This is a genomic window from Pseudomonas sp. PA-5-4B (assembly GCF_021606215.1).
Taxonomy (GTDB): Bacteria; Pseudomonadota; Gammaproteobacteria; order Pseudomonadales; family Pseudomonadaceae; genus Aquipseudomonas; species Aquipseudomonas edaphica.
Window position 1 is genome coordinate 19,673 of the sequence record NZ_WKDB01000001.1, and the last position, 24,072, is coordinate 43,744.

16 protein-coding genes are annotated in these 24,072 nt (G+C 61.3%); 8 read left to right on the forward strand and 8 right to left on the reverse strand.

Translation table 11 applies throughout. The features are described from left to right. Nucleotides 1–22 precede the first annotated feature (22 nt). The 7 genes from atpD (at nt 23) to GIW28_RS00135 (ending at nt 7,747) form a co-directional block, all read left to right on the forward strand. Complete coding sequence (atpD, locus tag GIW28_RS00105; protein ID WP_017135118.1) at nt 23–1,399, forward strand: F0F1 ATP synthase subunit beta; 1,377 nt, start codon at nt 23–25, stop codon at nt 1,397–1,399. Nucleotides 1,400–1,443: 44 nt separating this feature from the next. Further along, nucleotides 1,444–1,860: a F0F1 ATP synthase subunit epsilon gene (locus GIW28_RS00110; protein WP_017135117.1), complete on the forward strand. Its 417-nt coding sequence runs from the start codon at nt 1,444–1,446 to the stop codon at nt 1,858–1,860. 123 nt (nt 1,861–1,983) lie between these two features. Then, nucleotides 1,984–3,351: a bifunctional UDP-N-acetylglucosamine diphosphorylase/glucosamine-1-phosphate N-acetyltransferase GlmU gene (gene glmU / locus GIW28_RS00115; RefSeq protein ID WP_236445631.1), complete on the forward strand. Its 1,368-nt coding sequence runs from the start codon at nt 1,984–1,986 to the stop codon at nt 3,349–3,351. A 241-nt stretch (nt 3,352–3,592) separates the two neighbouring features. Next, a complete protein-coding gene (locus tag GIW28_RS00120) occupies nt 3,593–4,360 on the forward strand; it encodes a DeoR/GlpR family DNA-binding transcription regulator (protein WP_099550203.1) in 768 nt (255 codons plus the stop codon). 10 nt (nt 4,361–4,370) lie between these two features. Beyond that, a complete protein-coding gene (glmS, locus tag GIW28_RS00125; RefSeq protein WP_099550204.1) occupies nt 4,371–6,203 on the forward strand; it encodes a glutamine--fructose-6-phosphate transaminase (isomerizing) in 1,833 nt (610 codons plus the stop codon). Between the two features lie 80 nt (nt 6,204–6,283). Next, nucleotides 6,284–6,649: a hypothetical protein gene (locus GIW28_RS00130; protein ID WP_138450349.1), complete on the forward strand. Its 366-nt coding sequence runs from the start codon at nt 6,284–6,286 to the stop codon at nt 6,647–6,649. Nucleotides 6,650–6,757: 108 nt separating this feature from the next. Next, a complete protein-coding gene (locus GIW28_RS00135) occupies nt 6,758–7,747 on the forward strand; it encodes a hypothetical protein (RefSeq protein ID WP_236445630.1) in 990 nt (329 codons plus the stop codon). Here GIW28_RS00135 and pbpC read toward each other — a convergent pair. From pbpC to GIW28_RS00175, 8 genes are all read right to left on the reverse strand, one after another. After that, nucleotides 7,744–10,053, reverse strand: coding sequence for a penicillin-binding protein 1C (gene pbpC, locus GIW28_RS00140; RefSeq protein ID WP_236445628.1), 2,310 nt, complete (start codon nt 10,051–10,053; stop codon nt 7,744–7,746). The two genes, GIW28_RS00135 and pbpC, sit on opposite strands and share 4 nt — an antisense overlap. Next, nucleotides 10,034–15,850, reverse strand: coding sequence for an MG2 domain-containing protein (locus tag GIW28_RS00145; protein WP_236445618.1), 5,817 nt, complete (start codon nt 15,848–15,850; stop codon nt 10,034–10,036). Before GIW28_RS00145 ends, pbpC begins: the two co-directional genes overlap by 20 nt. Before the next feature lie 309 nt (nt 15,851–16,159). After that, nucleotides 16,160–17,092, reverse strand: a complete 933-nt coding sequence (locus GIW28_RS00150) for a phosphatidate cytidylyltransferase (protein WP_017135107.1) — start codon at nt 17,090–17,092, stop codon at nt 16,160–16,162. Nucleotide 17,093: 1 nt separating this feature from the next. Then, nucleotides 17,094–17,714: a lysophospholipid acyltransferase family protein gene (locus tag GIW28_RS00155; RefSeq protein ID WP_017135106.1), complete on the reverse strand. Its 621-nt coding sequence runs from the start codon at nt 17,712–17,714 to the stop codon at nt 17,094–17,096. A gap of 9 nt (nt 17,715–17,723) precedes the next feature. Then, complete coding sequence (locus GIW28_RS00160) at nt 17,724–18,167, reverse strand: hypothetical protein (protein WP_099550211.1); 444 nt, start codon at nt 18,165–18,167, stop codon at nt 17,724–17,726. Beyond that, nucleotides 18,157–19,455 carry a phosphatase PAP2/dual specificity phosphatase family protein gene (locus tag GIW28_RS00165; protein ID WP_099550212.1) on the reverse strand — a complete coding sequence of 433 codons (1,299 nt, stop codon included), beginning with the start codon at nt 19,453–19,455 and terminating at the stop codon, nt 18,157–18,159. Before GIW28_RS00165 ends, GIW28_RS00160 begins: the two co-directional genes overlap by 11 nt. 2 nt (nt 19,456–19,457) lie before the next feature. Further along, nucleotides 19,458–21,212, reverse strand: a complete 1,755-nt coding sequence (locus tag GIW28_RS00170) for a bifunctional alpha/beta hydrolase/class I SAM-dependent methyltransferase (RefSeq protein WP_099550213.1) — start codon at nt 21,210–21,212, stop codon at nt 19,458–19,460. Between the two features lie 11 nt (nt 21,213–21,223). Further along, entirely contained in the window at nt 21,224–21,847 is a 624-nt protein-coding gene (locus GIW28_RS00175; protein WP_099550214.1) for a CDP-alcohol phosphatidyltransferase family protein, read from the reverse strand. Between the two features lie 296 nt (nt 21,848–22,143). Between GIW28_RS00175 and hflK the strand changes: the two genes are divergently transcribed. Beyond that, entirely contained in the window at nt 22,144–24,069 is a 1,926-nt protein-coding gene (hflK, locus tag GIW28_RS00180) for a protease modulator HflK (protein ID WP_099550215.1), read from the forward strand. The last annotated feature ends 3 nt before the right edge of the window (nt 24,070–24,072 follow it).

Consider the following 24,072-nt stretch of genomic DNA (forward strand, 5'->3'; position numbering starts at 1 on the left):
CAAATATTCAGAGGATCCAGCTATGAGTAGCGGACGTATCGTTCAAATCATCGGCGCCGTTATCGACGTGGAATTCCCACGCGACAGCGTACCGAGCATCTACAACGCGCTGAAAGTACAAGGCGCGGAAACCACCCTGGAAGTTCAGCAGCAGCTGGGCGACGGCGTGGTTCGTACCATTGCGATGGGTTCCACCGAAGGCTTGAAGCGCGGTCTGGACGTTGTCGACACTGGCGCTGCCATCTCCGTACCGGTCGGTAAAGCGACCCTGGGCCGGATCATGGACGTACTGGGCAACCCGATTGACGAAGCTGGCCCGATCGACACCGAAGAGCGCTGGGGCATTCACCGTCCAGCACCTTCGTTCGCCGAACAAGCTGGCGGCAACGATCTGCTCGAAACCGGTATCAAGGTTATCGACCTGGTTTGCCCGTTCGCCAAAGGCGGTAAAGTCGGTCTGTTCGGTGGTGCCGGTGTAGGCAAAACCGTAAACATGATGGAACTGATCCGTAACATCGCCATCGAGCACAGCGGTTATTCCGTGTTCGCCGGTGTGGGTGAGCGTACTCGTGAGGGTAACGACTTCTACCACGAGATGAAGGACTCCAACGTTCTGGACAAAGTGGCACTGGTTTACGGTCAGATGAACGAGCCGCCGGGTAACCGTCTGCGCGTAGCACTGACCGGCCTGACCATGGCCGAGAAGTTCCGTGACGAAGGTAACGACGTTCTGCTGTTCGTCGACAACATCTACCGTTACACCTTGGCCGGTACTGAAGTATCCGCACTGCTGGGTCGTATGCCTTCCGCAGTAGGTTACCAGCCGACCCTGGCCGAAGAGATGGGCGTTCTGCAAGAACGTATCACTTCGACCAAAGAAGGTTCGATCACCTCGATCCAAGCGGTATACGTACCTGCGGATGACTTGACTGACCCGTCGCCTGCGACCACCTTCGCCCACTTGGACGCCACCGTCGTTCTGTCCCGTGACATCGCTTCCCTGGGTATCTACCCAGCGGTCGATCCACTCGACTCGACTTCGCGCCAGCTGGACCCGAACGTGATCGGCCAGGAGCACTACGACACCGCTCGCGGCGTTCAGTACGTGCTGCAGCGTTACAAAGAACTGAAGGACATCATTGCGATCCTGGGTATGGACGAGCTGTCGGAAGCCGACAAGCAGTTGGTTAACCGTGCTCGTAAGATCCAGCGTTTCTTGTCGCAGCCGTTCTTCGTGGCTGAAGTCTTCACCGGTGCTTCGGGTAAATACGTTTCCCTGAAAGACACCATTGCTGGCTTCAAAGGCATCCTCAACGGTGACTACGACCACCTGCCAGAACAAGCGTTCTACATGGTCGGCGGCATCGAAGAAGCGATCGAGAAAGCCAAGAAACTGTAATCTCGGCGCCCGGAAACGGGCGCTCATCAGGTTGAGGCAATCAGATGGCTATGACAGTCCATTGCGATATCGTCAGCGCGGAAGGGGAAATCTTCTCCGGTCTGGTAGAAATGGTGATTGCACACGGCGATCTGGGTGATCTTGGTATCGCCATGGGTCACGCACCGTTGATCACCAGCTTGAAGCCAGGTCCGATCACTCTGACCAAGCAAGGCGGGGAACGTGAGGTGTTTTACATCTCCGGCGGTTTCCTCGAGGTTCAGCCGAACATGGTCAAGGTACTTGCCGACACCGTGCAACGTGCTGGCGACCTGGATGAAGCCTCCGCTCAGGAAGCCGTCAAGGCTGCCGAGAAGGCCCTGAATGAAAAGGGTGCGGACTTCGACTACAGCGCTGCTGCTGTACGTCTGGCCGAGGCTGCAGCCCAGCTGCGCACGCTCCAGCAGATCCGCAAGAAGTAAGCGGCCCAGCCGCAATGCTTCAAGCGCGATTGATTAAAAAGGGTAGCCTCGGCTACCCTTTTTCTTTTTCAGCAAAACACTTCTCAGGTCTGAAGTCGGACCGCCCAGGATTGGTAGCCATTCATGTCTCTTGAAATTGTCATTCTCGCCGCAGGCCAGGGCACCCGCATGCGTTCAGCCCTGCCCAAGGTGCTGCACCCGATCGCGGGCAATTCCATGCTTGGTCATGTTATCCACAGCGCCCGGCAGCTGGACCCCCAGCGTATTCACGTGGTGATTGGCCATGGTGCCGACGTGGTGCGTGAACGCCTGGCGGCGGATGATTTGAATTTCGTGTTGCAGGACAAACAACTGGGCACCGGCCACGCGACTGCGCAGGCCGTACCGTTCATCAGCGCCGACACCGTACTGATCCTCTACGGCGACGTACCGCTGATCGAAGTCGAAACCCTGCAACGCCTGCTCAAGCAAGTAGTACCTGGCCAGATGGGCCTGCTCACCGTTGAGCTGGATGACCCAACCGGCTACGGCCGTATCGTGCGCGATGCCAGCGGCAAGGTCGCTGCCATCGTCGAACACAAAGACGCCAGCGAAGCCCAGCGTGCGATTACCGAAGGCAACACCGGTATTCTCGCCGTGCCGGCCAACATGCTGGCTGACTGGATGAGCCGCTTGTCCAACAACAATGCCCAGGGCGAGTACTACCTCACCGACGTCATTGAGATGGCCGTCAGTGACGGCCTGCTGGTTGCCACCGAGCAGCCCCATGACCCGATGGAAGTGCAGGGCGCCAACGACCGCAAGCAGCTTGCCGAGCTTGAGCGCCACTACCAATTGCGTGAAGGTCGCCGCCTTATGGCCCAGGGCGTAACCCTGCGTGATCCGGCGCGCTTCGATGTGCGGGGTGAGGTCACGGTTGGCCGTGATGTGCTGATCGACATCAACGTGATCCTTGAAGGCCGCGTGATCATTGAAGACGACGTGGTAATTGGCCCTAACTGCGTAATCAAGGACAGCACCTTGCGCAAAGGTGTGGTGGTCAAGGCCAACAGCCATCTTGAGGGTGCAGTGATGGGCGAGGGCAGTGATGCCGGTCCGTTTGCGCGCCTTCGTCCGGGCAGTGTGCTGGGTGCCCGTGCGCACGTCGGCAATTTCGTTGAACTCAAGAACGCGAAAATGGGCGACGACGCCAAGGCCGGTCACTTGGCCTACCTCGGTGATGCGGTGATCGGCGCGCGCAGCAACATCGGCGCCGGTGCGATCACCTGCAACTACGATGGCGCCAACAAGTACCAGACAACTATTGGTGAAGACGTGTTTATCGGCTCCAACAACTCGCTGATTGCGCCGGTCACCATCGGTGATGGTTCCAACACAGCGGCAGGTTCGACCATCAACCAGGATGTGGATAAGTCCCAACTGGCCGTGGCCCGCGCCCGGCAGCGTAATATCGACGGCTGGAAACGCCCGGTCAAAATCAAAAAGCCCTGAGTTATCCACAACCCCATCGGCTAACGCTATCTCCTGTGGGAGCTGACTTGCCTGCGATAGCGGTCCGACATTCAACATGAATGTCGCCTGACACTCCGCCATCGCAGGCAAGCCAGCTCCCACATTGGTCGAGTGGTGTTAGCAAAAATCAGCGTAAAAATTACAGCTTGCCGCTTGACGATCTTTCGCCAATAGGTTTTGATTGCCTTCGTTATCTTTCGAAACGAAACTTATCACTACCATGTCGAAACGAAATACACCCCAACGACGCCACAACATTCTGACCCTGCTCAATGAACAGGGCGAAGTCAGCGTGGACGAATTGGCCAAACGTTTCGAAACGTCGGAAGTGACCATCCGCAAGGACCTCGCCGCCCTCGAAAGCAATGGCCTGCTGCTGCGCCGCTACGGTGGCGCGATCACCATGCCCCAAGAGCTGGTCGGTGATGCCGCTCAACCCATCTCGGCTTACAAGCGCGCCATCGCCCGTGCGGCCGTCATGCGCTTGCGTGAACACGCGCGCATCATCATCGACAGCGGCAGCACCACCGCCGCCATGATCCCGGAGCTGGGCCACCAGCCAGGCCTGGTGGTGATGACCAACTCCCTGCACGTGGCCCGCGCGCTGAGCGAGCTGGAACATGAGCCGGTGTTATTGATGACCGGCGGCACCTGGGACCCGCATTCGGATTCATTCCAGGGCCAGGTCGCCGAACAAGTGCTGCGTTCCTATGATTTTGATCAGTTGTTTATCGGCGCCGACGGCATCGATCTGGAACGTGGCACCACCACCTTCAACGAACTGCTGGGCCTGAGCCGTGTAATGGCCGACGTCGCCCGTGAAGTGGTGGTGATGGTCGAATCCGACAAGATCGGCCGCAAGATCCCCAATCTGGAGCTGCCCTGGAGCAGCGTCCATACCCTTATTACCGATGATCGCCTGCCGCTTGAGGCCCGCGACCAGATCCAAGCCCGCGGCATTACGCTGATATGCGCGGCAATCATCTAGGAGATACACCATGTGTGGAATTGTAGGCGCAGTCGCTGAACGCAACGTCACCGCCATCCTGCTTGAAGGCCTCAAACGTCTGGAATACCGCGGCTATGACAGCGCCGGTGTAGCCGTATTTACCAACGCCGGCAAGCTCGAGCGCATGCGCCGCCCAGGCAAAGTCAGCGAGCTGGAACAAGCTTTGCTCGGCGAGCCGCTGGTGGGTCGTCTGGGTATCGCCCACACCCGTTGGGCCACCCACGGTGCACCGTGCGAACGTAACGCTCACCCGCATTTCTCCGGCGACCTGGCCGTGGTGCACAACGGCATTATCGAAAACCACGAAGTGCTGCGCGAACAGCTCAAGGGCCTGGGCTACGAGTTCACCTCGGACACCGACACCGAAGTCATCGCCCATCTGCTCAACCACAAGCTCAAGGACCTCGGCGACCTGACTGTCGCGCTCAAAGCCACCGTCAAGGAACTGCACGGCGCCTATGGCCTGGCCGTGGTCTGCGCCAGCCAACCCGACCGCGTGGTGGCTGCGCGCAGTGGCAGCCCGTTGGTGATTGGCCTGGGCCTGGGCGAAAACTTCCTTGCCTCCGACCAACTGGCCCTGCGCCAAGTGACTGACCGCTTCATGTACCTGGAAGAAGGTGATATCGCCGATATTCGCCGTGAAAGTGTGCAGATCTGGGACGTCAACGGCGTGCCGGTCGAGCGCGAAGCTGTGCAATACCGCGACGGTGCCGAGGCCGCTGATAAAGGCGAATTCCGCCACTTCATGCTCAAGGAAATCCACGAGCAACCGTCTGTGGTGCAACGCACCCTGGAAGGCCGCCTGAGCCAGAACCAAGTGCTGGTCAACGCCTTCGGCCCACAAGCCGCCGAGCTGTTCGCCAAAGTGCGCAATGTGCAGATCGTCGCCTGCGGCACCAGCTACCACGCCGGTATGGTTGCCCGTTATTGGCTCGAAGAACTGGCCGGCATCCCGTGCCAGGTCGAAGTCGCCAGCGAGTTCCGCTACCGCAAGGTGGTGGTGCAGCCCGACACCCTGTTCGTGACCATCTCCCAGTCCGGCGAAACGGCTGACACCCTGGCCGCGCTGCGTAATGCCAAAGAACTCGGCTTCCTTGGCAGCCTGGCAATCTGCAACGTCAGCATCAGCTCGCTGGTGCGCGAGTCCGACCTGACCCTGTTGACCCAGGCCGGTCGCGAAATCGGCGTGGCGTCCACCAAAGCCTTTACCACCCAACTCGTTGGCCTGTTGCTGCTGACCCTGTCCCTGGGCCAGGTGCGCGGCACCCTCGCCGAAGGCGTCGAAGCCACATTGGTTGAAGAACTGCGCCGCCTGCCGGCCCGTCTGGGCGAAGCCCTGGCCATGGACAGCACCGTGGAAAAAGTCGCCGAACTGTTCGCCGACAAAAACCACACCCTGTTCCTCGGCCGTGGCGCGCAATACCCGGTAGCGATGGAAGGCTCGCTCAAGCTCAAGGAAATCTCGTACATCCACGCCGAAGCCTACCCGGCCGGCGAACTCAAACACGGCCCATTGGCCCTGGTGGATGACGACATGCCGGTGGTCACCGTCGCGCCGAACAACGAACTGCTGGAAAAGCTCAAATCCAACCTGCAGGAAGTACGCGCGCGTGGCGGTCAGTTGATCGTGTTTGCCGACGAAAAGGCTGGCATGACCAATGGCGAAGGCACCCACGTGATCAACATGCCGCACATCCACGACACCCTGTCGCCGATCCTCTACACCATCCCGTTGCAGCTGCTGTCGTATTACGTTGCTGTGCTCAAGGGCACTGACGTTGACCAGCCGCGTAACCTGGCGAAGTCGGTGACGGTGGAGTAAGCGCTGCTGGCGTATCGGAAGGGGCTATTTCAATAGACCCTTTTTACATGCTGGAGCCGCCAACTCAAGGACGCCCGTTTATGCAAAGCCTCTCTACAATCGTACACGCACGCTTGCACAATCGCCGATTTGCGGTGGCGAACAACGCCCAAGGACTGTCCGGTGTCGGCACGGTATTTCATTACCTGGTCGAAGATGGCGTTATTTCGAGTACTTACCAAGGCGGTCGGATTCGTTTGGGAGCGCAGGTCGGACAGGTGACAGGTCACAACACCTTTGAGCTGCTTTTTCACTGTGTGACGGTGGACGAGCAACTACTTGCCGGGTGGTCGAGAGGTACAGTGGGTGTCGACGCGTCAGGGCGCACAACCTTGAGCTTTGTTTGGGGCTGGTTGTCGGGCGCGACAGGTGGCGGCGAGTCGAATTACACCGAGTTGACTGCATGAGGTAGCCCGCCGAGAACCCCCATGCTCCCTGCCTCATTGATGTGCATTAGCGGCCACCTTATCCCTAGAAGGCAGCCTTATGGATAGCCAGACAGGGGTGTCATCACTATGAACAGAGGTTTCTACCGTGCGGACAAACGCTTGCCGCTCAGCCTTTCGTACTCGCTGAGACCTGGTCTGGTAAAAGTCTGTGGCACTGTGATGCTCAAAGAGTCGCGCTTATCCCCAGTGGATGGCTTGCCCTGTGCCGGGTATTCACTGCAGATCCAGGAGAGCTACCGCGACAGCGGCGAAAGGGATGCATGGCGGACAGTATTTACTGACGCACAATGCAATGACTTTGCGCTCAAGGATGCCCACGGCACTGTGGATATCATCGCCGAAGGCATTGAGTTGTTTTCAGGCCAAGTGCCACAGCTAGGGGACTATCGTTACACCGCAGGACCGGGCCGCCAGCAAGGAGAAATCTTGCTCAGCGAAAGCCTGGAGGTCATGGTTATCGGTACTGCAATACAGCGTAACGGTAAAACGGTGATCGTCCGGGGTGAGGAGGCCGATACGGTATTTGGTGTGGAGCGGCTGCGCACTGTGAACAACTATCGTCTCGCTGTGCCAGCGTGGCGCGCCTTGGGGTTATGCAGTGCCTTGGTGGTGTTGTTCGGTATGGCGCTACTGCTTATAGATCCGGCGCAATGGATGCAGTGGCAGTTGCCCAGCCGCGATACGTTCCAGCAAATGGCTGTATTGGGGCCATTCCATGAATGGGTGGCTTTGTTGTATCAGCGCCAAGGTTTATCGCTGCCGTTGTTGGCTGCCTTCGGTTGGATGGGCATAGTATTCGTGCTGATGTGCGTTGCACGGGTGTTTCTTTATCGAGATATCCACAAGCGGGTTCAGCCCATACTTATCGCCTGGGGAGTGGTTGGCGTGATCGGTGGCGGCCTGGTGACGTGGGCATTGGTGGCGCTCGAGTTCGATCCATTCAAGATTTTTTTGATCTGGCTGAGCGTGATCATCGTCGCACTGGCCTTTTCTATTACCCAACAGCGGGCTTTGCAGGCGTTGGTGGCGAGCGTTTTCAAAACCGAGTTGACCTAAGGTACAAACTCTACTCGTAACCCGCGGCTAGCACTGCGCCCCTGATCATCGCTGACCCGCAGCCGGTATTCGCCCGACTTGCCCGGCCGCCAGTTCAAGGTGGTTTGCGGCGGGCCTTGGCCGATCAGGGTCTGGTCGGCAAACCAGTACAGCGTGGTCGCATCACTGGCCGCGTTGGCATTGAGCGGAATGCTTTCCTGCGGCTGGGACAGGCGCAACTGGTAGCTCACCTGGGTCAGCGGCGAGCGAATTTGCGGCGCTTCGCTTTGGTCGCTGATGCGGTTGGGCTGGCAATTTTTCATCACATCGGGCGGCGTGCGCCGGGGCAGGCCGGCGGCGCGATAAAGGCGCTGCACGTCGCTGGGCCAGAATTCGAAGACTTCTTCGCGGGTGTATTGCGGGTCGAACGGCGGGCACGCGGCCTTGCCGGTGCGGGTATCGATCAGTACCGGGCGGTGCAGGTTGGACACGCGAATTGGCGACACGCCGGGGATGTACCAGGTCTTGCGGGTTTGCGGGCACCAGCGGTTGGGCAACTCGCCGGAGGCCGCACACACGTCGATGCGCACCAGCCCGGCGGGCGGCTTGTCGGGCTTGATAACCACGTTGGGCAAGGCCAGCGGCAGGGCGTCGGCGATACGGAAGAACAGCGGCGCGGCGGTTTTGGCGCCGATAAACGTCGGGTTCGGCCGCCCATCAAAATTGCCCACCCACACCACCAGCACATACGGCCCCACCAGGCCCGCGCTCCAGGCATCGTGAAAGCCCCATGAGGTGCCGGTTTTCCACGCGGTGCGCCAGTGGCGGCCGGGCAGACCATCCGGGCGTGGGTTGCGGCGCAGCATGTCGCGCACCATAAAGGCTGCTTGGGGCGTGAGCAGTTGCGCGCCGGTGGTTTGCGGTTGTTCCTGCAAATAGCGCAAAGGCCGCAGATGCCCGTCACCTGCCAGCATCACATACAGGCGCGCCAGTTCCTCCGGCGTCATCTCGCCGCCGCCCAAGGCCAGGGCCAAACCGTAGTGGCTTTCCCCACGCAAGCCTTTGATACCGGCGCGTTGCAGCAAGCCATACAGCGAGGGCGACTGCACCTGGCTGGCGAGCCACACCGCCGGAATATTGCGACTACGGATCAACGCATCCCGCGCCGTCAGTGGCCCGACAAAACTGCCGTCGAAATTTTCCGGCTGGAAGTAGCCGAAGTTACTGGGTAAATCCTTGAGGATGCTCATGGGGTGGATAACCCCCTGATCCAGCGCCAACCCATACAGAAACGGCTTGAGCGTCGACCCCGGCGAGCGCCGCGACAACACGCCGTTGACCTGCCCGTGGATGCCTGTGGATAAGTAATCCGCCGAACCTACCAGCGCCTTGACGCTCTGGTCGCGGCTGTCCACAAGGATGGCCGTGGCGTTTTCCACACCGGTACTGCGCCGCTCGGCAATAAAGCCTGTGATCAAGCGTTCGAGCAGTTGCTGCAAAGGCAGGTTGAGGGTTGAGTTGAGTTCGTTGCCGGGTTGCGACGCCAGCAGCTGTTCGCTCAAGTGCGGTGCCAGAAACGGTATCTGCTGGCGGTTGCGCGCCTCCAGAGGCAAGTCGAGCAAACTGTCGTTACGCGGGTCCTGTGGATAAGTTTCGCGCCAGTCGGCCATCAAGCGCAGCCGCGCATGTTGCAGCGACGGCCCGAAGCGCGCGCGTCGCCCCGGTTGCTGTGGGATCACCGCCAGCGCCAAGGCTTCGGACAACGACAACTGCGCCGCCGACTTGCCAAAGTAAATCCGGCTGGCCGCTTCGGCGCCCTCGATATTGCCACCCATGGGCGCCAGGTTCAGGTAAGCCTCAAGGATATCGTGCTTGCTGTAGCGCGCTTCCAGCCACAGCGCCAGGGCCATCTGCTGCAATTTGCCCGGCACTTGGCGGGTGTTGAGGTCCCACAGCCGCCGCGCCAGCTGCATGCTCAAGGTCGAGCCGCCCTGGCGCTGGCCGCCGCTGTAGGTGGCCATGGCCGCGCGCAGCAACGCCGGGGGGTTGATGCCCGGGTGCCAATAGAAATTGCGGTCTTCCTTTAGCAGCAAGGCCTCGACCAGTGACGGTGACATGCGCTCCAGCGGCAGCCACAGGCGATATTGCCCGTCCTGCGCCAAGGTCATGCGCAGCAACGCGCCGTCATCGGCCAACACCACGCGGGACGAGGTGACGGCCTGTTCCAGCGGGGCATGGGGCCACCATCGCAGCCCCGCCAGCGTGCCTGTAAAGAGTACCGCCGCTGCAAGCAGCGGCGTCAGGCGTTTAAGGCTTGGTAATTTCAAGCTGGCCTACTTTGCCGCGCCCTTGCAGGGTGGTTTCGTACATGCCTTCGGCGTAGGCCGGTGGCGTATTGAACGTCCCTGCGTTGGTGGCGCGCACGCGGTACACGAAAGTGCCTACATCACGCAGCGCGGTGCCGTACAACACCACCCGATCATCGCGCACGTCCACGTAGTCCGGCTGCCAGTTGCTCAGCTCGGTTTCGCCGATCGGCGCCTGCCAGGTATCGGCTTCGTCACCGTCTGCGGTTTCCACGTACTCGGAATCGTCGCCTTCACTTTCACTTTCTTCGTTGCTGGCGGCCGCTTCCGGCTCCGGCGGCAAGTTATACACAGGCTCGACGCCACCGGGCAGCAGATCGACCACGGCCACTTGCTGCACTTGGTCGCGGTCGGTGGCGCGCAGGCGCAGGCGCACCAGGAACTCGTCGCCCACCGCGACTTTGCTCACTGGCTCGCCTTTGAGGTCGAGGTATTCGTGGATGATCTCCAGGCCATTGTTGATGGGCTTGAGCTTGGCGCCCTTGTCGAAACCGGCTTCGCTGAGCATGTAGAAGGCGGCCGGTCCGTCGGTTTTTTCCATCACCAGCTTCTGCGTTTTACCCGGCACGGCGGCGCGCGGTGGCTGGCCGGCCATCTCCAGCAATTGCTGTTGCTTGTCGCCCAGCCAGGCGGTCGCCTTGAGGGTCATGTCGCTCTGGGCGCGCTGGCCATAATTGTCCAGGGCGCGCAGCAGCAGGGCGGCCGACAGCGAGTTGTAACGCTGTTCGTTCAGGCGCTTGCCGAGTTTATCCAGCAGCGCCGTCGGTACATCGTCAAGCAACTCGGGGAATTGGCGCGCCAGCAGGTGCAAGTGCTCGGCGTCGTGTACCAGCGGGTCGTAATACAGGCCGTCGCTGTCCCACTTATCCACCAGCGAACGCCACGGGATTTTGCGGAACAAGGTGTCGGCCTGACGATCCTGCTTGAGCAGCTTGTAACTGGCCGCCAGGTAAGCGGCGCCCAAGTCGTTCTGCCAGGTGTCTTTGAAGTAGCTCTCGTAACGCTCGCGAATGTCGCTCAAGGCGCCGCTCACCAGAATTCCCTGACGGCTCAAGAGGTAACTGGCGTAGGCACGGTTGCGCAATTCCGACAGACCTTCGCTAGGGCCATTGGCCAAGTCGGTCAGGTAGGCGTTGGAGCGCGCCAGCAGGTCTTCCGGCACCGGCAGCCCGCGTTCCTTGGCTTCGATCAGGAAGTCGGTGGCGTACAGGCTGGCATACGGCGCCACGTCCGGGTTGGCGGCCCACAAACCAAAGCCACCGGCCGAGTTCTGGCGCTGGCGCAGCATGCGCACCGCGCCGCTGAAGGCTTGTTCGGCTTCTGGTGCGGTACCGCCCAAGATCAACGCCGGCATGGCCTTGGACACCAATTGCTCGGTGCAGGCGTAGCCATAGTCATCCAGGTAATGCTTGAGGCCGTTGGCCCATACCAGCGGCGAGGCAGCCACACCCAGTTGCACATCGCGCAATTGGCTGAACAGCTCACGCGTCGGTTTCAGCTCTTTGCTGGCGCTGTCGAACCGGCCCAGGCTCAAGGCCACTCGATGCTCGCTCAGTGGGCGGATCGACGTGGTTTCTGCGACCTGGATACGTTTGCCGTTCGGCAGTACCGCGACAAAACGCAGGTCCGCGGAGCCGAGGGTTTCACCGACCTTGATCTTGAACTCGGCAGTGCCTTCCTTGCGCGGTTGCAGCGACAGGGTACTGCCTTTGTCGCCCTGCACGTTTAGCCCGTCGCTGGTCTGCACTTCAAACTTCACGTCCGCTGCCGCGTCGAGGTTACTGAACACCCCGGCGCTCACATTGAACACGTCCCCCGGCGCCACAAAGGCCGGCACGTTCGGTGTGATCACAATCGGCCCGCGCACTTCGGTATTGGCCTCGCTGACGCCCACGCTGTCACTGTCCACTGCCACCGCAAACAGGTGCAGCTTGCCGTTGAAGCTGTCCGGCACCTGGTAATGCAGCACGGTTTCACCGGCCGGCAGGTCAACCAACCCGGACCACCAGGTCACGGGCGGCTGGTGTTTACGCTTGAACGGGTTGAGGTGGTTGGCCAGCGCGCCTTCGGTGTCACCACCGGGCGCTGCGCCACTGAGCAGGCGGCTGAATTCCGGCAGGATCAGGTCAAGGATCTGACTGGTGCCAACCTCCAATGCGCGTTTCTGGAAGAAGAAGCCCAACGGGTCGGGCGTTTGGTAACGCGCCACTTGCAGGATGCCTTCGTCCACCGCGTAAACCACCGCGCGGCCTGGTCGGTCGGCGGTGACCTTGATATCCAGGGTCTGCCCCGGCTCGATCTTCTCCGGGCCTTCAACCTTGAGCGCCATGCGCCGTGCATCCAGGTTGATGCTGAACGGCACCACGCCGTAGGACAGCGGGCTCATATAGACCTCAGGCGAACCTATGTCGCGCACAAACTGCACGTTGACGTAGGCATTGCCTTCAAGCCCGGCAGGCACGCGGATATGTTGCACGCTGTTGGTGCTGTCGGCCTTGAACCACTGTTGGGTGTAAACCTTGTCACGCTCGATGGTGATCAAGCCGGCACCGGTGTAAGGCGCGCGGATGCTGATCGCTATCTCATCACCGGTGGCATAGCTGCGTTTATCCAGGCGCAGTTGCAGCTCGGCGTTGCGCTCCAGCGAGCGCGAGGTGTTGCCGCGCCCGGCCACGCTGTAGTCGATCTGGTTGAGCAGGCGGCCATTGGCGTCTTTGACCTGCAGGGTGAAATCACCCGGCGTGCCGGTGTTCAGGGTCTGCTTGGCGCCGTCCTTGGTCATCGTCAGCGGTGAGGCCGGCTGGCTGATGTTCTTGATGCGCGACTCGTATTTGTAGGTGCCGTTGGACTGTTTCACCAGTACCGATACGTAACGGTGTTCGACCACTTCACTGGTCAGGCCATCCACTGCCATCGGCGTGAGGTCCGGCGCGACGGCCAGCCATTGCACCTGACGCGGGGCGTCCTTGGCGACGTACGACAGCGAGTCCTGACTTTTCACACCGACCAGATAAGGCGCGGACGACACCAGCAGCGCACTTTGCGCCGCCACGTTGCGGCCACCTTCGGCCTCGAACACCTGGGTCATCACCTGCAGGCGATAGGTGCTGCTGGCAAAGCGTTGCAGGTTGAGGTCGAGTACGGCCTGGCCGTTGTCGTCGACGGTGGTTTCAGCCAGGTCTTCGGTGCTGGCTTCTTCCAGGGCGTCGTTGAGGCGGAAGCGGTAATCGGGGTAACGGTCAAAGGCCGCGAGCGTCGGGCTCAGGGACATCTTCGCCGTGACGCGTCGGCCGGCTGCCGGCGCGCCGAACAAGTGCATCGCGGTGACTTTGGCCACCACCTGGTCCGGTGGAATCCAGCCCAACACCGGCGTGTCGTGCAGGCTCAGGCTGACCTTCATGCGGTCCGGCTCGAAGTCGCGGACCTTGAAGCTGACACTGCCGAGGTCGGTGCGGGTGTTTTTCTGGCCGATCAGCTGCAAAGTCGCGGTGTACTCACCGGCGGGAGCGACTTCACTGCTGGGGAAATCAAAGGTTTCAAAGCCGCTGGTGGACAGTTTGAGCGGCTGGCGAATCACTTCCAGGCCGCGCGGGTCGGTGATTTGCAGTTCAACCGGCAGGCCTTGCAAGGCACCTTTCCAGTCGCCGCTGCGCACGATCATGCCCAGGTGCGCGGTCTCGCCCGGGCGGTACAGGCCACGGTCGGTGAACATATACGCGCTGAGGCGATTAATCGCGCCGTCTTCTTCCAAACCGCCTACATCGAAGCGTGAAAAGTCCAACTGCTGGGACTGACGGGCAATCGGCAGGAACGACTGGTCATTGCCGCGCGTGACTACATACATCAGCGGCGTTTTCTCACGGCGCAGTTCATCCAGCTTGGCGAAATGCGCGTGGCCTTCGGCATCGGTGCGGCCGCTGGCGACCGGCAGACCGTTGCGACCCATGATATCGACTTGTGCATCGGCGACCGGCGAGCCGTTGCCGATGGACTGCACAAACACATCGTGGCTGCCGTCGCTGGAGCGCTTGGCGATGATGCCAAGGTCGGTAACCACGATAAAACGCAGGTCGCTGGTGCTGTTGCGTTCGTACTCGAACGTGCGCTCGGCCGGGTCATCCTGCGGGCTCAGCTTGAGCACGAAAATACCGCGACGGCCGCCATTGGCAGTGAGGTAGTGGCTGAGGTCGACGTTGTCGTAGACGGTTTTCGCCGGGTCATTGGACGACAACGCAATATCCAGCGACTGACGCTCAACCATGCGGTCGAAGTATTCATTGCCGAAATTCGGCCGGGCGAAGCTGCCGCTGCTTTGGTCGACCAAATGCTGCAACTGGTTGGGCAGCAGGCGGGCGATTTCCACATGGGCACCGGGCACGCCACGGGCCATGAAACCCAGGCGTTTTTCGCCGTTGAGGCTCAGCAGCGCGCCGTCCGACAGGAACTGCAAGGTGCGTGGGTACGCCGGCATGCTGATCAGCGAAGCGGTAGGGTTTTTCGCCAGATAACCGCCAATGGCTTCCAGGTTGGCGGGCACGCGTACATACAGCGCGCGGCCGGCCGGAGCCTTGAACTTGAACGCATGCAGGGTGTTCAGCGGCTCGACGCTGGGCACGTGGGTCAGGCTGACCTTGGTGCTGCGCGCCAGCATCGCGTCGTCGATGTCGTTGCTGGTGTAAGGGCGCGTGTCGTCTTCAGCCTTGGCCGGCAGCAGCCAGGCCTGGACCTTACCGGCGATGGTGTCATCGGCCACGGCGCTGGAGCTGCTGAACATCAACACCGGTTCCGGTTCGCCGCGCTCGTTGTCGACAAAGCTGACTTCGGCACCGGTAAACGTCAGGCGATAACGGCCGGGCACGGTGACTTCCGCCACCAGTGGCGCGTTGCTGGCATTGCCGCCGTCACGGGCTTTGATGCCTTCATCGAGCTTGGCGCTGACCGGCGTGCTTTCCAGTGGCGTGGCCAGGGCGGCGGAGCGCACGTAAGCATTGAGCTTGAGGTCGTCGAAGGTGATTTCCGGGCGGTTGGGCAGCTGGGCGTCGCGGTAGGCCAGGCCTTTGCCGAGGGTTACCGAGACGCGCTTGCGCAGGTTGTCTTCATCCACCGGGTGGGAAAAGTGGAAGGTCGCCACCAGCTGTTTCAGTGTGGGGTTGGACGGGTCTTGGTACAGCTCGTTTTGCGCCAGGGTGGCGCGGAACGGTTGGGTGGAGAACTGGCTGCTGTATTGGCTGAGCAGCACGCCGTCAGCCAGCAGCTGTTTCTTGGCCAGGTCGAGCGTGTAATGGGCATCCACAGGCCAGTCTTTTTCCGGCACGAACAATAACGTGCGGTCGTCAGACCAACGCCAGGCACCGGCTACAGCGGGTTTAAGGGTAATGCCTTCAGTGACCGGCTTGCCAATGGCCGCCAGCGGAGCCACGGACTCGGCAAAGCGCACCTGCAAGTTATCCACAACCGGAGGCTGCTGGGTGTAATCGGTCAGGTTCGGCTTATGCAGCGAATAACCCACGGTGTGGGGCTGCGGCAAATTCGAATACCAGTGCCAGCCGTAGAAACCAGCAGCGGCCAGCAGCACCAGGCCCAAGACCCCGGCACCCGCCTGGCGCGGATAGGCGCGGGCTTTACTGCCCAGGTTCCCCACGCCACGGCCCGTGGCTCGCAGCCAGGCGGGCGGCTGCCATTGGCCAAAAATGGCACTCACCACAGTCAGTAAAGCACCGAGAATTCGGCGGCTGATCGCTTTCAACGAATCGAACATGGTGAGCATCCCTGGCAAAGTGCGGCCTATCTTACACGCGTCTTTGATACAAAAGATGACGTGAAGTGGTCAGCGTGCTCAGGTGTGTTGCACAAAGGTGAGGCGTACCGCAAAACCGATCGAAAGGTTGGCCGCGAAGCAAGGTTTCGGATTGAGCGGGGGCCTCCCAATACACCACAAAACCCTGTGGGAGCTGGCTTGCCTGCGATGGCGGTGGCACACCAAAAAGTGATGCTGGCTGACACTCCGCTATCGCAGGCAAGCCAGCTCCCACAATTGATCTGTGTTGGGCTTAAGAGAGCGTGTTCCTCAGGTCCACCAGTAGCGCACAAGGTGGAAGAAAATCGGCGCGGCAAAGCACACCGAATCCAGGCGGTCCAGCATCCCGCCGTGGCCTTCGATCATGTGCCCCCAATCCTTCACGCCCCGGTCGCGCTTGATCGCCGACATCACGATGCCGCCGGCGAAGCCCAGCAGGTTGATCAGCAGCGCGATCAGGAATGACTGCCACGGGTTGAACGGCGTGGTCCACCACAGCGCCGCGCCGATCAGGGACGACAGCAGAATCCCGCCGACAAAGCCTTCCACGGTTTTGGACGGCGACAGGTTGGGCGCGATCTTGTGTTTGCCGAACAGCTTGCCGCACACGTACTGCAGCACGTCCGACAGCTGCACCACGATCACCAGGTAAGCGATCAGCAACAGGTTGCGGCCTTCGTAGCCGGGAATGTCGAGCGTCAGCAGGGCGGGCACGAACGACACGCAGAACACCGCGATCATCAGGCCCCATTGCACCTTCGACGCACGCTCCAGAAAGTGCGTGCTGTCGCCGCCCAGTGAGGCGAGGATCGGCAGCAGCAGGAACACGTACACGGGGATAAAGATCGAGAACAGCCCGTACCAGTCGGCGTAGATCAGCAGGTATTGCAGCGGCAGCGCCAGATAGAACGCCGCCACCAGCGCTGGGTAATCGCTGCGGCGGGTGGGCGTGAGGGTGAGAAATTCGCGCAGGGCGTAGAACGACACCGCGTAGAACAGCAGGATCACCGCGCCGGTGCCGAGCCAGAAGGCGATACCGATCACCACCACCATCACCCACCAGGCATTGATGCGGGCGTTAAGGTTGTCGACCACCGCATTCGGTGTGCCACGGGTGCGCAGTTTGAGGATCAGGCCGATCAGCGAGGCGAGCACCAGGATCGCGCCGATTCCGCCGAACAGCATCAGGGTTTGGCTATCCATGTCAGACATGCTCCGGGGCGAGGGCAAGCAGGGCGTCGCGGGTGCGGGCGAGGAAGGCGGTTTTGTCTTCACCGTCTTCCAATTGCAGCGGCGCGCCAAAACTGGTGGTGCACAGCAACGGCAGCGGCAGTACGCGGCCCTTGGGCATGACCCGGTTGAGGTTGGCGATCCACACCGGAATCAATTCGGCCTGTGGGTAACTTTTTGCCAGGTGATACAGGCCACTTTTGAACGGCAGCAAACCGTCCTCCAGGTTGCGCGTGCCTTCGGGAAAGATGATCAAGGAATCGCCGCCTTCCAGCGCGGCGAGCATCGGCTGCAAGGGGTTATCCACAGGGTCTTTACGCTCACGGTCGATCAACACGCCGTTGAACACGCGGTTGATGATGTAGCGGCGCAGTGCGCTTTGGTTCCAGTAATCACTGCCGGCCACCGGGCGCGTGAATTTGCGCAGGTTCTGCGGCAACGACGCCCATAACAAGACGAAATCACCGTGGCTGCTGTGGTTGGCGAAGTAGATGCGCTGCACCGGCACCGGTGCGCAGCCCAGCCACAGGCTGCGGGCGCCGGTGACGGTGCGGGCCATCGAAGTAATCAGGGTGGCGACCACGGGTTCGAACATGGGGATTCCTTATCCGGCGAAAGGTAGCCAAGGGCTGGCGAGGATGACGGCCAGGGTCAGCAGCGCTTGCGCGCCCAGCAACCAGGCTTGTTTGCGCAGCAGTTTGAGCGCGCCGCGACGGCGTTCGATCCAGGGTCGGCCGGCGCGTTTGGGCGATTGCAGGCCGAGGCTCTGCAAGGCTTGGTCGAGGTCGGCCGTGCGCTCGGTGTCGCGGGCCAGCAGGGCGAACAGGTCGGCGTCGAAGGCCACGCGCAAGGCCCAGTACTTTTGCAGCAAGCCGAGAATAATCATCCACAGGCTGAGCAGCAGGCACAGGGTCGAAACGCTCGCCAACAGCAACTGAGCGAGGCCAAACAACACGCCAGCCACGGTCAGGCCTGTGGATAACTGATCCAGCGAACGGCCACGGCGCAGCAGGCTGGCAACAACCTGAAGTTCCATATCAGCGGGCATGGGGCAAACCCTCCAACGCTTTACGGTGAGCAGGATGCAGGACCACTTCGGCCCGTGCTGTAAGAATAATAGCCAGTGCCTCGTCGACCGTGGCAGCACGCCCGCTGTGCAGCAGCCACGCGGCGACGGCGGTGGCGCTGCGTGAGTAGCCGAGGGCGCAGCACACCAGCAACGCGCCGTTTGAACGCAGGCGCTCAATGGCTTCGGCGGCTTGCTGGCACTCGGCGGGGGACGGGGCAATCAGGTCCAGCACGGGCACGCATTCATAGGCGCGGCCCTGTGGATTAATCGGCAATTCGGCGCACAGATCGACGATAGCCTTGAAGGAACCTTGCTCGTCGTTGGCAGGAATTCGACCAAGCCAGACGTTATCCACAATCTGGTCAGGCTGTGGATGTTTACGTGTCCACAGCCTGGAATTTATCCACGCAGCCGCCAAATAGGGTGCATACAGCCAGCGCGCGGCAGGAGTGAGCCGGCCGTCTTTGCGCTTCTGGAAGCCCGACGCGCCGAGTACAAAGTAGTTCGCCTTGATCAAACCCAAGGAAACCGCTGGCCAAAGCAGCCACAACCACCCGCCGCGCAGCACCAAGGCCAGGATTACCAGCACTAAAGCGCCGAGGCCGTAGCGCATGCCCAGTCGCCATCGTTTTGTATCCCGCGTCAGCCGTACATTCAACAGCGGGCTTGGATGTTCCACCGGCCACAGCCACACACACAACCAACCGGCCAGGGCGCCTGTGGGTAAGTCGATAAAGTGATGTTGATAAGTGGTCAGCACCGAAATACCGATCAACGCAAACCAGCCATGCACCAGCCAACGCCAAAACCCTCGGGTGTGGCGCTGATACATGACCCACAAAATCACCAGCAGCGCGATATGCAGCGACGGCGCCTGGTTAAAGGGTTTGTCGAACCCGGCCAGCACTGCAAACAGCCAGCCGAATACGCCATCCAGCTCCGGCCGTTCAAAGGTGAAACGCAGCGGCCAGATCAAAAAGCAGCTCACGGCAATGACTTGCGCACTGAGCAGGCGCAACGCGTGTTGTTTCAGCTCATGGCGAGTATTGGGCAGTAGCAGTGAAAACCCGTACAGCAGGTCAATGGACCAGTAGGGCACGATGGTCCACGCCCAGAACGGCATATGGGTTTCCCAGCCGAAGACCAGCGTGCCCACATCGCTGCGCTGGCTGGTGACCCAGGTGGCAAAGCCGTAGGTGCTGAAAAACAGCGGCGCCAACAGCAATAGCCACAGGACTGCGGGTTTCAATAAACCGGGTTCGCGCATGCTCAGATCTTCTGTGCCAGGGACACGGTGAAAATGCCCCACTCATCCACACGCTGGGTGATTTTGCGAAAGCCCGCCGCCTCGACCAATTGATCCATCTCTGCCTGGCTGCGACGGCGCATTACCCAGGCCTGGCCCTGGCGATGGCTGGTCAACGCGCGGGCGATCAATTCCAGTTGCGGGTGCCACGGCTGGCCGGTGTAGACCAGGTACCCGCCGGGCTCCACCGCTTCGGCAAGACCGGCCAGCGAACCGCCGACCATGCCGTTATCGGCAAACAGCTCATACAGGCCGGACACCACTGCCAGGGTCGGCTTGGGCGTCAGTGCCGCCAAGTCTGCTCTATCAAATGCATCGCCTTTGACGAACTGCGCGATATCCCCCAAACCTTTTTCACGAATCAGCGCGCCGCCGTCACGCACGTTGATGTCGCTGTAGTCGCGCAACAGGATTGATTCCGGCAGCGGCGAAACGCCTTGCAAGGCTTCAAGAATGTAGCGCCCGTGGCCGGCGGCGATATCGACGATGCGCACCTCGCGATGTTCATCGCGCAACCTGGCCATGGCCAGCCGTAGCAGTTCCTCGACGTTCAGCTTGCGCTGGCGAATGCCGCGCCAGCCGATGGAGTTGAGGTAGTTGGTGTCGATCATCCGCCCCAGCCCACCCTTGCCGGTGGGCGTGTTGCGGTACACGTAGTCCAGGGTGCTGCCGGAGTCGAAGCCGGTGTCGAAACCCAGTTTCACCCCGTCCGACAGGTTCTTGCCCAGGCCCATGCTGGCGCGGGTGATGCGCCAGTACAGGTCGCGCAGGGAATTACGCGGCAGCGGCGCGGCGAGGGCTTCGGATTCGGCGCACGTGGCGCCGAGTTTGTCGGCGTCGAGCAGGGCCGCGCGGTCCAGCGGATGGGCGAAGTTCTGCAGGATAAAACGCCGAGCGCTGCTTACGGCCGTGGCGCGGTCGCGCTCGCCGAGGGTGTCGTGGAAAAAACCGGGCAGGATGTGCAGCTCTTTTTTCAGGCTGCCAAGCCGGTCGAAAAATTGCTGCTGGGGTTTGCGGTGCACCACGAAGTCGGAGCCGGAGATGAGCAATTGCGTCGGCACCTGGATCGCCTGGGCGTCGGCGACTACCCGGTCGGCGGCTTCGTACAAACCGAGCAGCACATTCACCGAAATCGCTTTGGTGATCAGCGGGTCGCTGTCGTAGGACGCGACGCGCTCAGGGTCATGGCTGAGGAACTTGGCCTTGACGTAGCTGTTGACGAAAAAGTTGCCGCGAAACTTGCGCATCAACGCCAGCCCAGGCCGGGCGAAGGGCACGTACAGCTTGACCTTTAACGCCGGGGAGGCGAGCACCAGCGCGCGGATTTTTGGCGCGTAGTCGTGTACCCAAGTGGCCGCGATCACCGCGCCGACGCTTTGGGCGATAACGGCGAAGTTTTGTTCTTCTATGCCGTAAGTGGCGCCGATGTGTTCGCAGAAGGTCTGCACGTCGCGGGCGCTGGTGGCGAAGCTTGGGCTGTCACCGCGGGCGCCCGGCGATTGGCCGTGGCCACGGGCGTCCCAGGCAAAGAAATCGAATTGCGGCAGGTCGAGTTCATCGACCAGGTGGGCAATACGGCCAGAATGCTCATGGCCGCGATGGAACAGCAGGATCGCTTTGCGCGGCTCGTCGCCCGCAGGCGCAGTGGCCGGCCAGTGTCGATAAAAAAGCTCGACGCCATCGTGGGTACTGAAGGTGTGCTCTTGCTGTTCGCGCATCGCAAAAATCCTTATGCAATCGGAGAGGTTTCTTGTTGTTCTTTGAGGCCCTGACGCACCCGGTTGACCAAGGTGTAGGCGAGCAGGGCAGCGACCAGCCACATCACCGCATCGACCCAGCCCGCGCCGAGCCAGCCCAACGCCACGCCAGTGGCGAGTACACCGAGCACGAACGCACGATCACTTTTGCCCATCGGCCCGTCATAGCGCCGTGAGGCACCCACCATCGGCCCCAGTACACCGGCGTATTCGCTGAACACGGCGAGCAACGCCACCAGCAGCACCGGCGCCAGGCTCACGCCCGGAATCAGCGCAAAGGGCAGGATCAAGGCGCTGTCGGCGATCACGTCACACAGTTCATTGAGGTAGGCGCCCAGGCGCGATTGCTGGCCGAAGTCGCGTGCGAGCATGCCGTCGATGGCATTGAGGGCCATGCGCAGGATCATCCACAGCGGGATCAGCGCAAACAGCCAGAGGTGTTGGGCAAAGCAGGCGATCAGCAGGCCGACCAGCAAGGAAACGACGCCGGCCAGCACGGTAATCTGGTTGGCGGTGGTGCCATTGTCGTATAGACGCTGCACAAGAGGGCGCAGCAGGTTCTGAAAACGCGGTTTTAGCTGGTAGATCGAAATCATGACGCTTCCTTGTCCTTGGGCCCGCGAAAAACTGTTTTGGAGTGTGCCGATTAATCTGTGCCTGCACCAGTGATGGCTTGTGTTTCTGGGGGTTTAATCACTTTCCAGAGAGCACCACAGAATAAATGTGGGAGCTGGCTTGCCTGCGATGGCGGTGTATCAGGCCAACCATCAAAAACTGGCAGACCGCTATCTCGGGCAAGCCTGCTCCCACCGGGGATTTGCGCTGTTTTCGGACAAAAATTTCACGCTCCGTGTTATATCGTAACCAATTGTGTGTAGCGGACGTTAAGTGGATGCAAGTGGATCTGGAAGCTGACGGCGCTTCGGTTGAAGGCCTTCCGCGTTTTCAACAAGGGTTGTTCCATGCCCGCCGATTGCGCCAGGCGGGCATCAGCCTGACGGCCCTGGCCTTGGCCGGTTGGGTGCTGGCGCTGTTCGTGGCACTGTTTGCGCCGCTGTCGATCTGGCCGGTGGTGTTGATCAATTGCGCGTCGGCCTTGCTGGTGCTGGTGGCCGGGTTGCAGTCGGCGTGGTGGGTGGCGGATTGGCGCGCCCAGGCGCTGGAAACGCCCACGGCTGAACTGATCGAAGCTCCCGACGAAGAGGTTGGCGCGCTTGCACGGGCGATCAATCGGTTTGGCAGCGGTGTGCTGGCACAGATTGGCGCGCCAGTGGTGTGGCTGTGCGGCTGGTCGTTGCTGGCGCTGATCAGCATCATCGAATTCTGGAACCTGGCCTTGCCCGCCGCGGCGGTGGGGCAATCGGCGAGCCTCGGCGCGGCGGTGGCCCTGGCGTTGGCCTTTGGCTTGCTGGTGTTCGAGCGCCGCTTGGCCCAGGAAACCGCCGCGCAATGGCCGGAAGCGTCACAGCTGGCGCAGTTGAGCCGCGTGGCGATTATCAGCCTGGTGGTCAGTGCGATCTGCCTGCTGTTTGCCGGTGCCGAATCCGTGTGGCCGCTGCGTCTGGCTGTGTTGACGGGGCTGTTGCCCGCGCTGGTGGCGCTGGAGTTTCTGCTAAGGGGCGTGCTGTCACTGTTCAGCCCGCGCCAGCCGCGCCTCGAACCGCGCTTGATGGCGCAAAGCTTTATCGCGGGCCTGCTGCGTTGGCCACCACAACCTTTGCTGGCGTTGCAGCACGAATTGCACAACCGCTTTGGCATCGATCTGCGTCAGATCTGGGCGTTTACCTACATGCGTCGGGCGTTTTTGCCGGTGCTGCTGGTGGTGCTGGCGGTAGGCTGGGCGCTGACCGGCGTGCACGAAGTGCCCCTGCAAGGCCGTGGGATTTATGAGCGCTTCGGCAAACCCGTGCAGGTTTTCGGGCCTGGCTTGCATGCCGGGTTGCCTTGGCCATTGGGGCGCGTGCTGAGCGTGGAAAACGGCGTGGTGCATGAACTGGCGACCAGCGTCAGCGAGGCCGCCGCACCGGAGTTGGCCTCGGCGGAAGGCCCGGCGCCGCTCATCGCCAATCGTTTGTGGGACGCCAGCCATGTGAATGACAAGTCCCAAGTGATCGCCAGCAGCAGCGGCGACAAGCAGAGCTTCCAGATCGTCAATATGGATGTGCGTTTCGTCTACCGCATCGGCCTGACGGACAAGGCCGCGCTGGCCGCCACCTATAACAGCGCGGATATACCGACGCTGATTCGCAGCACCGCCAGCCGCATCCTTGTGCATGACTTTGCTTCGCGTACCCTCGACGAATTGCTCGGTGAGCAACGCACCAGCCTCGCCGATGAAGTGGGTCGCGCCGTGCAGGCAGACCTGCAAAAGCTCGACAGCGGCGTGGAGATTTTGGCCACGGTCGTAGAAGCGATTCACCCACCAGCCGGTGCTGCCAACGCTTATCACGGTGTGCAGGCGGCACAAATTGGCGCCCAGGCGCTGATCTCCCGCGAACGCGGGGCTGCCAGCGAGCAAACCAACCAGGCGTTGTTGCAAGCCAGCACTGCTCGCGATCAGGCGGTGGCCACTGCCCGTGAAGTAAACGCGGGCGCCCAGGCGGCCGACCTGCGTTTTACCGCCGAACAAAAAGCCTACGCCACTGCGGGTCGTGCCTTTGTGCTGGAACAGTACCTGGGCCAACTCAGCCAAGGCCTGGCCCACGCCAAGCTGCTTATTCTGGATCACCGCCTGGGCGCCGATGGCGCGCCGACGATCGATCTGCGTTCTTTTACTTTGCCGGCCGACCCGATGGCGCCGCGTAAAGCCGTTCAATAAGGA

What these genes read in the sequence shown, in the direction of transcription:
- GIW28_RS00165 (WP_099550212.1), bottom strand. Translation starts at nt 19,455, where the DNA reads ATGCGCGAACCCGGTTTATTGAAACCCGCAGTCCTGTGGCTATTGCTG.
- GIW28_RS00145 (WP_236445618.1), bottom strand. Translation starts at nt 15,850, where the DNA reads ATGTTCGATTCGTTGAAAGCGATCAGCCGCCGAATTCTCGGTGCTTTA.
- atpD (WP_017135118.1), top strand. Translation starts at nt 23, where the DNA reads ATGAGTAGCGGACGTATCGTTCAAATCATCGGCGCCGTTATCGACGTG.
- GIW28_RS00130 (WP_138450349.1), top strand. Translation starts at nt 6,284, where the DNA reads ATGCAAAGCCTCTCTACAATCGTACACGCACGCTTGCACAATCGCCGA.
- GIW28_RS00150 (WP_017135107.1), bottom strand. Translation starts at nt 17,092, where the DNA reads ATGGATAGCCAAACCCTGATGCTGTTCGGCGGAATCGGCGCGATCCTG.
- GIW28_RS00120 (WP_099550203.1), top strand. Translation starts at nt 3,593, where the DNA reads ATGTCGAAACGAAATACACCCCAACGACGCCACAACATTCTGACCCTG.
- glmU (WP_236445631.1), top strand. Translation starts at nt 1,984, where the DNA reads ATGTCTCTTGAAATTGTCATTCTCGCCGCAGGCCAGGGCACCCGCATG.
- GIW28_RS00170 (WP_099550213.1), bottom strand. Translation starts at nt 21,212, where the DNA reads ATGCGCGAACAGCAAGAGCACACCTTCAGTACCCACGATGGCGTCGAG.
- GIW28_RS00175 (WP_099550214.1), bottom strand. Translation starts at nt 21,847, where the DNA reads ATGATTTCGATCTACCAGCTAAAACCGCGTTTTCAGAACCTGCTGCGC.
- GIW28_RS00110 (WP_017135117.1), top strand. Translation starts at nt 1,444, where the DNA reads ATGGCTATGACAGTCCATTGCGATATCGTCAGCGCGGAAGGGGAAATC.
- hflK (WP_099550215.1), top strand. Translation starts at nt 22,144, where the DNA reads ATGCAAGTGGATCTGGAAGCTGACGGCGCTTCGGTTGAAGGCCTTCCG.
- glmS (WP_099550204.1), top strand. Translation starts at nt 4,371, where the DNA reads ATGTGTGGAATTGTAGGCGCAGTCGCTGAACGCAACGTCACCGCCATC.
- GIW28_RS00155 (WP_017135106.1), bottom strand. Translation starts at nt 17,714, where the DNA reads ATGTTCGAACCCGTGGTCGCCACCCTGATTACTTCGATGGCCCGCACC.
- GIW28_RS00135 (WP_236445630.1), top strand. Translation starts at nt 6,758, where the DNA reads ATGAACAGAGGTTTCTACCGTGCGGACAAACGCTTGCCGCTCAGCCTT.
- GIW28_RS00160 (WP_099550211.1), bottom strand. Translation starts at nt 18,167, where the DNA reads ATGCCCGCTGATATGGAACTTCAGGTTGTTGCCAGCCTGCTGCGCCGT.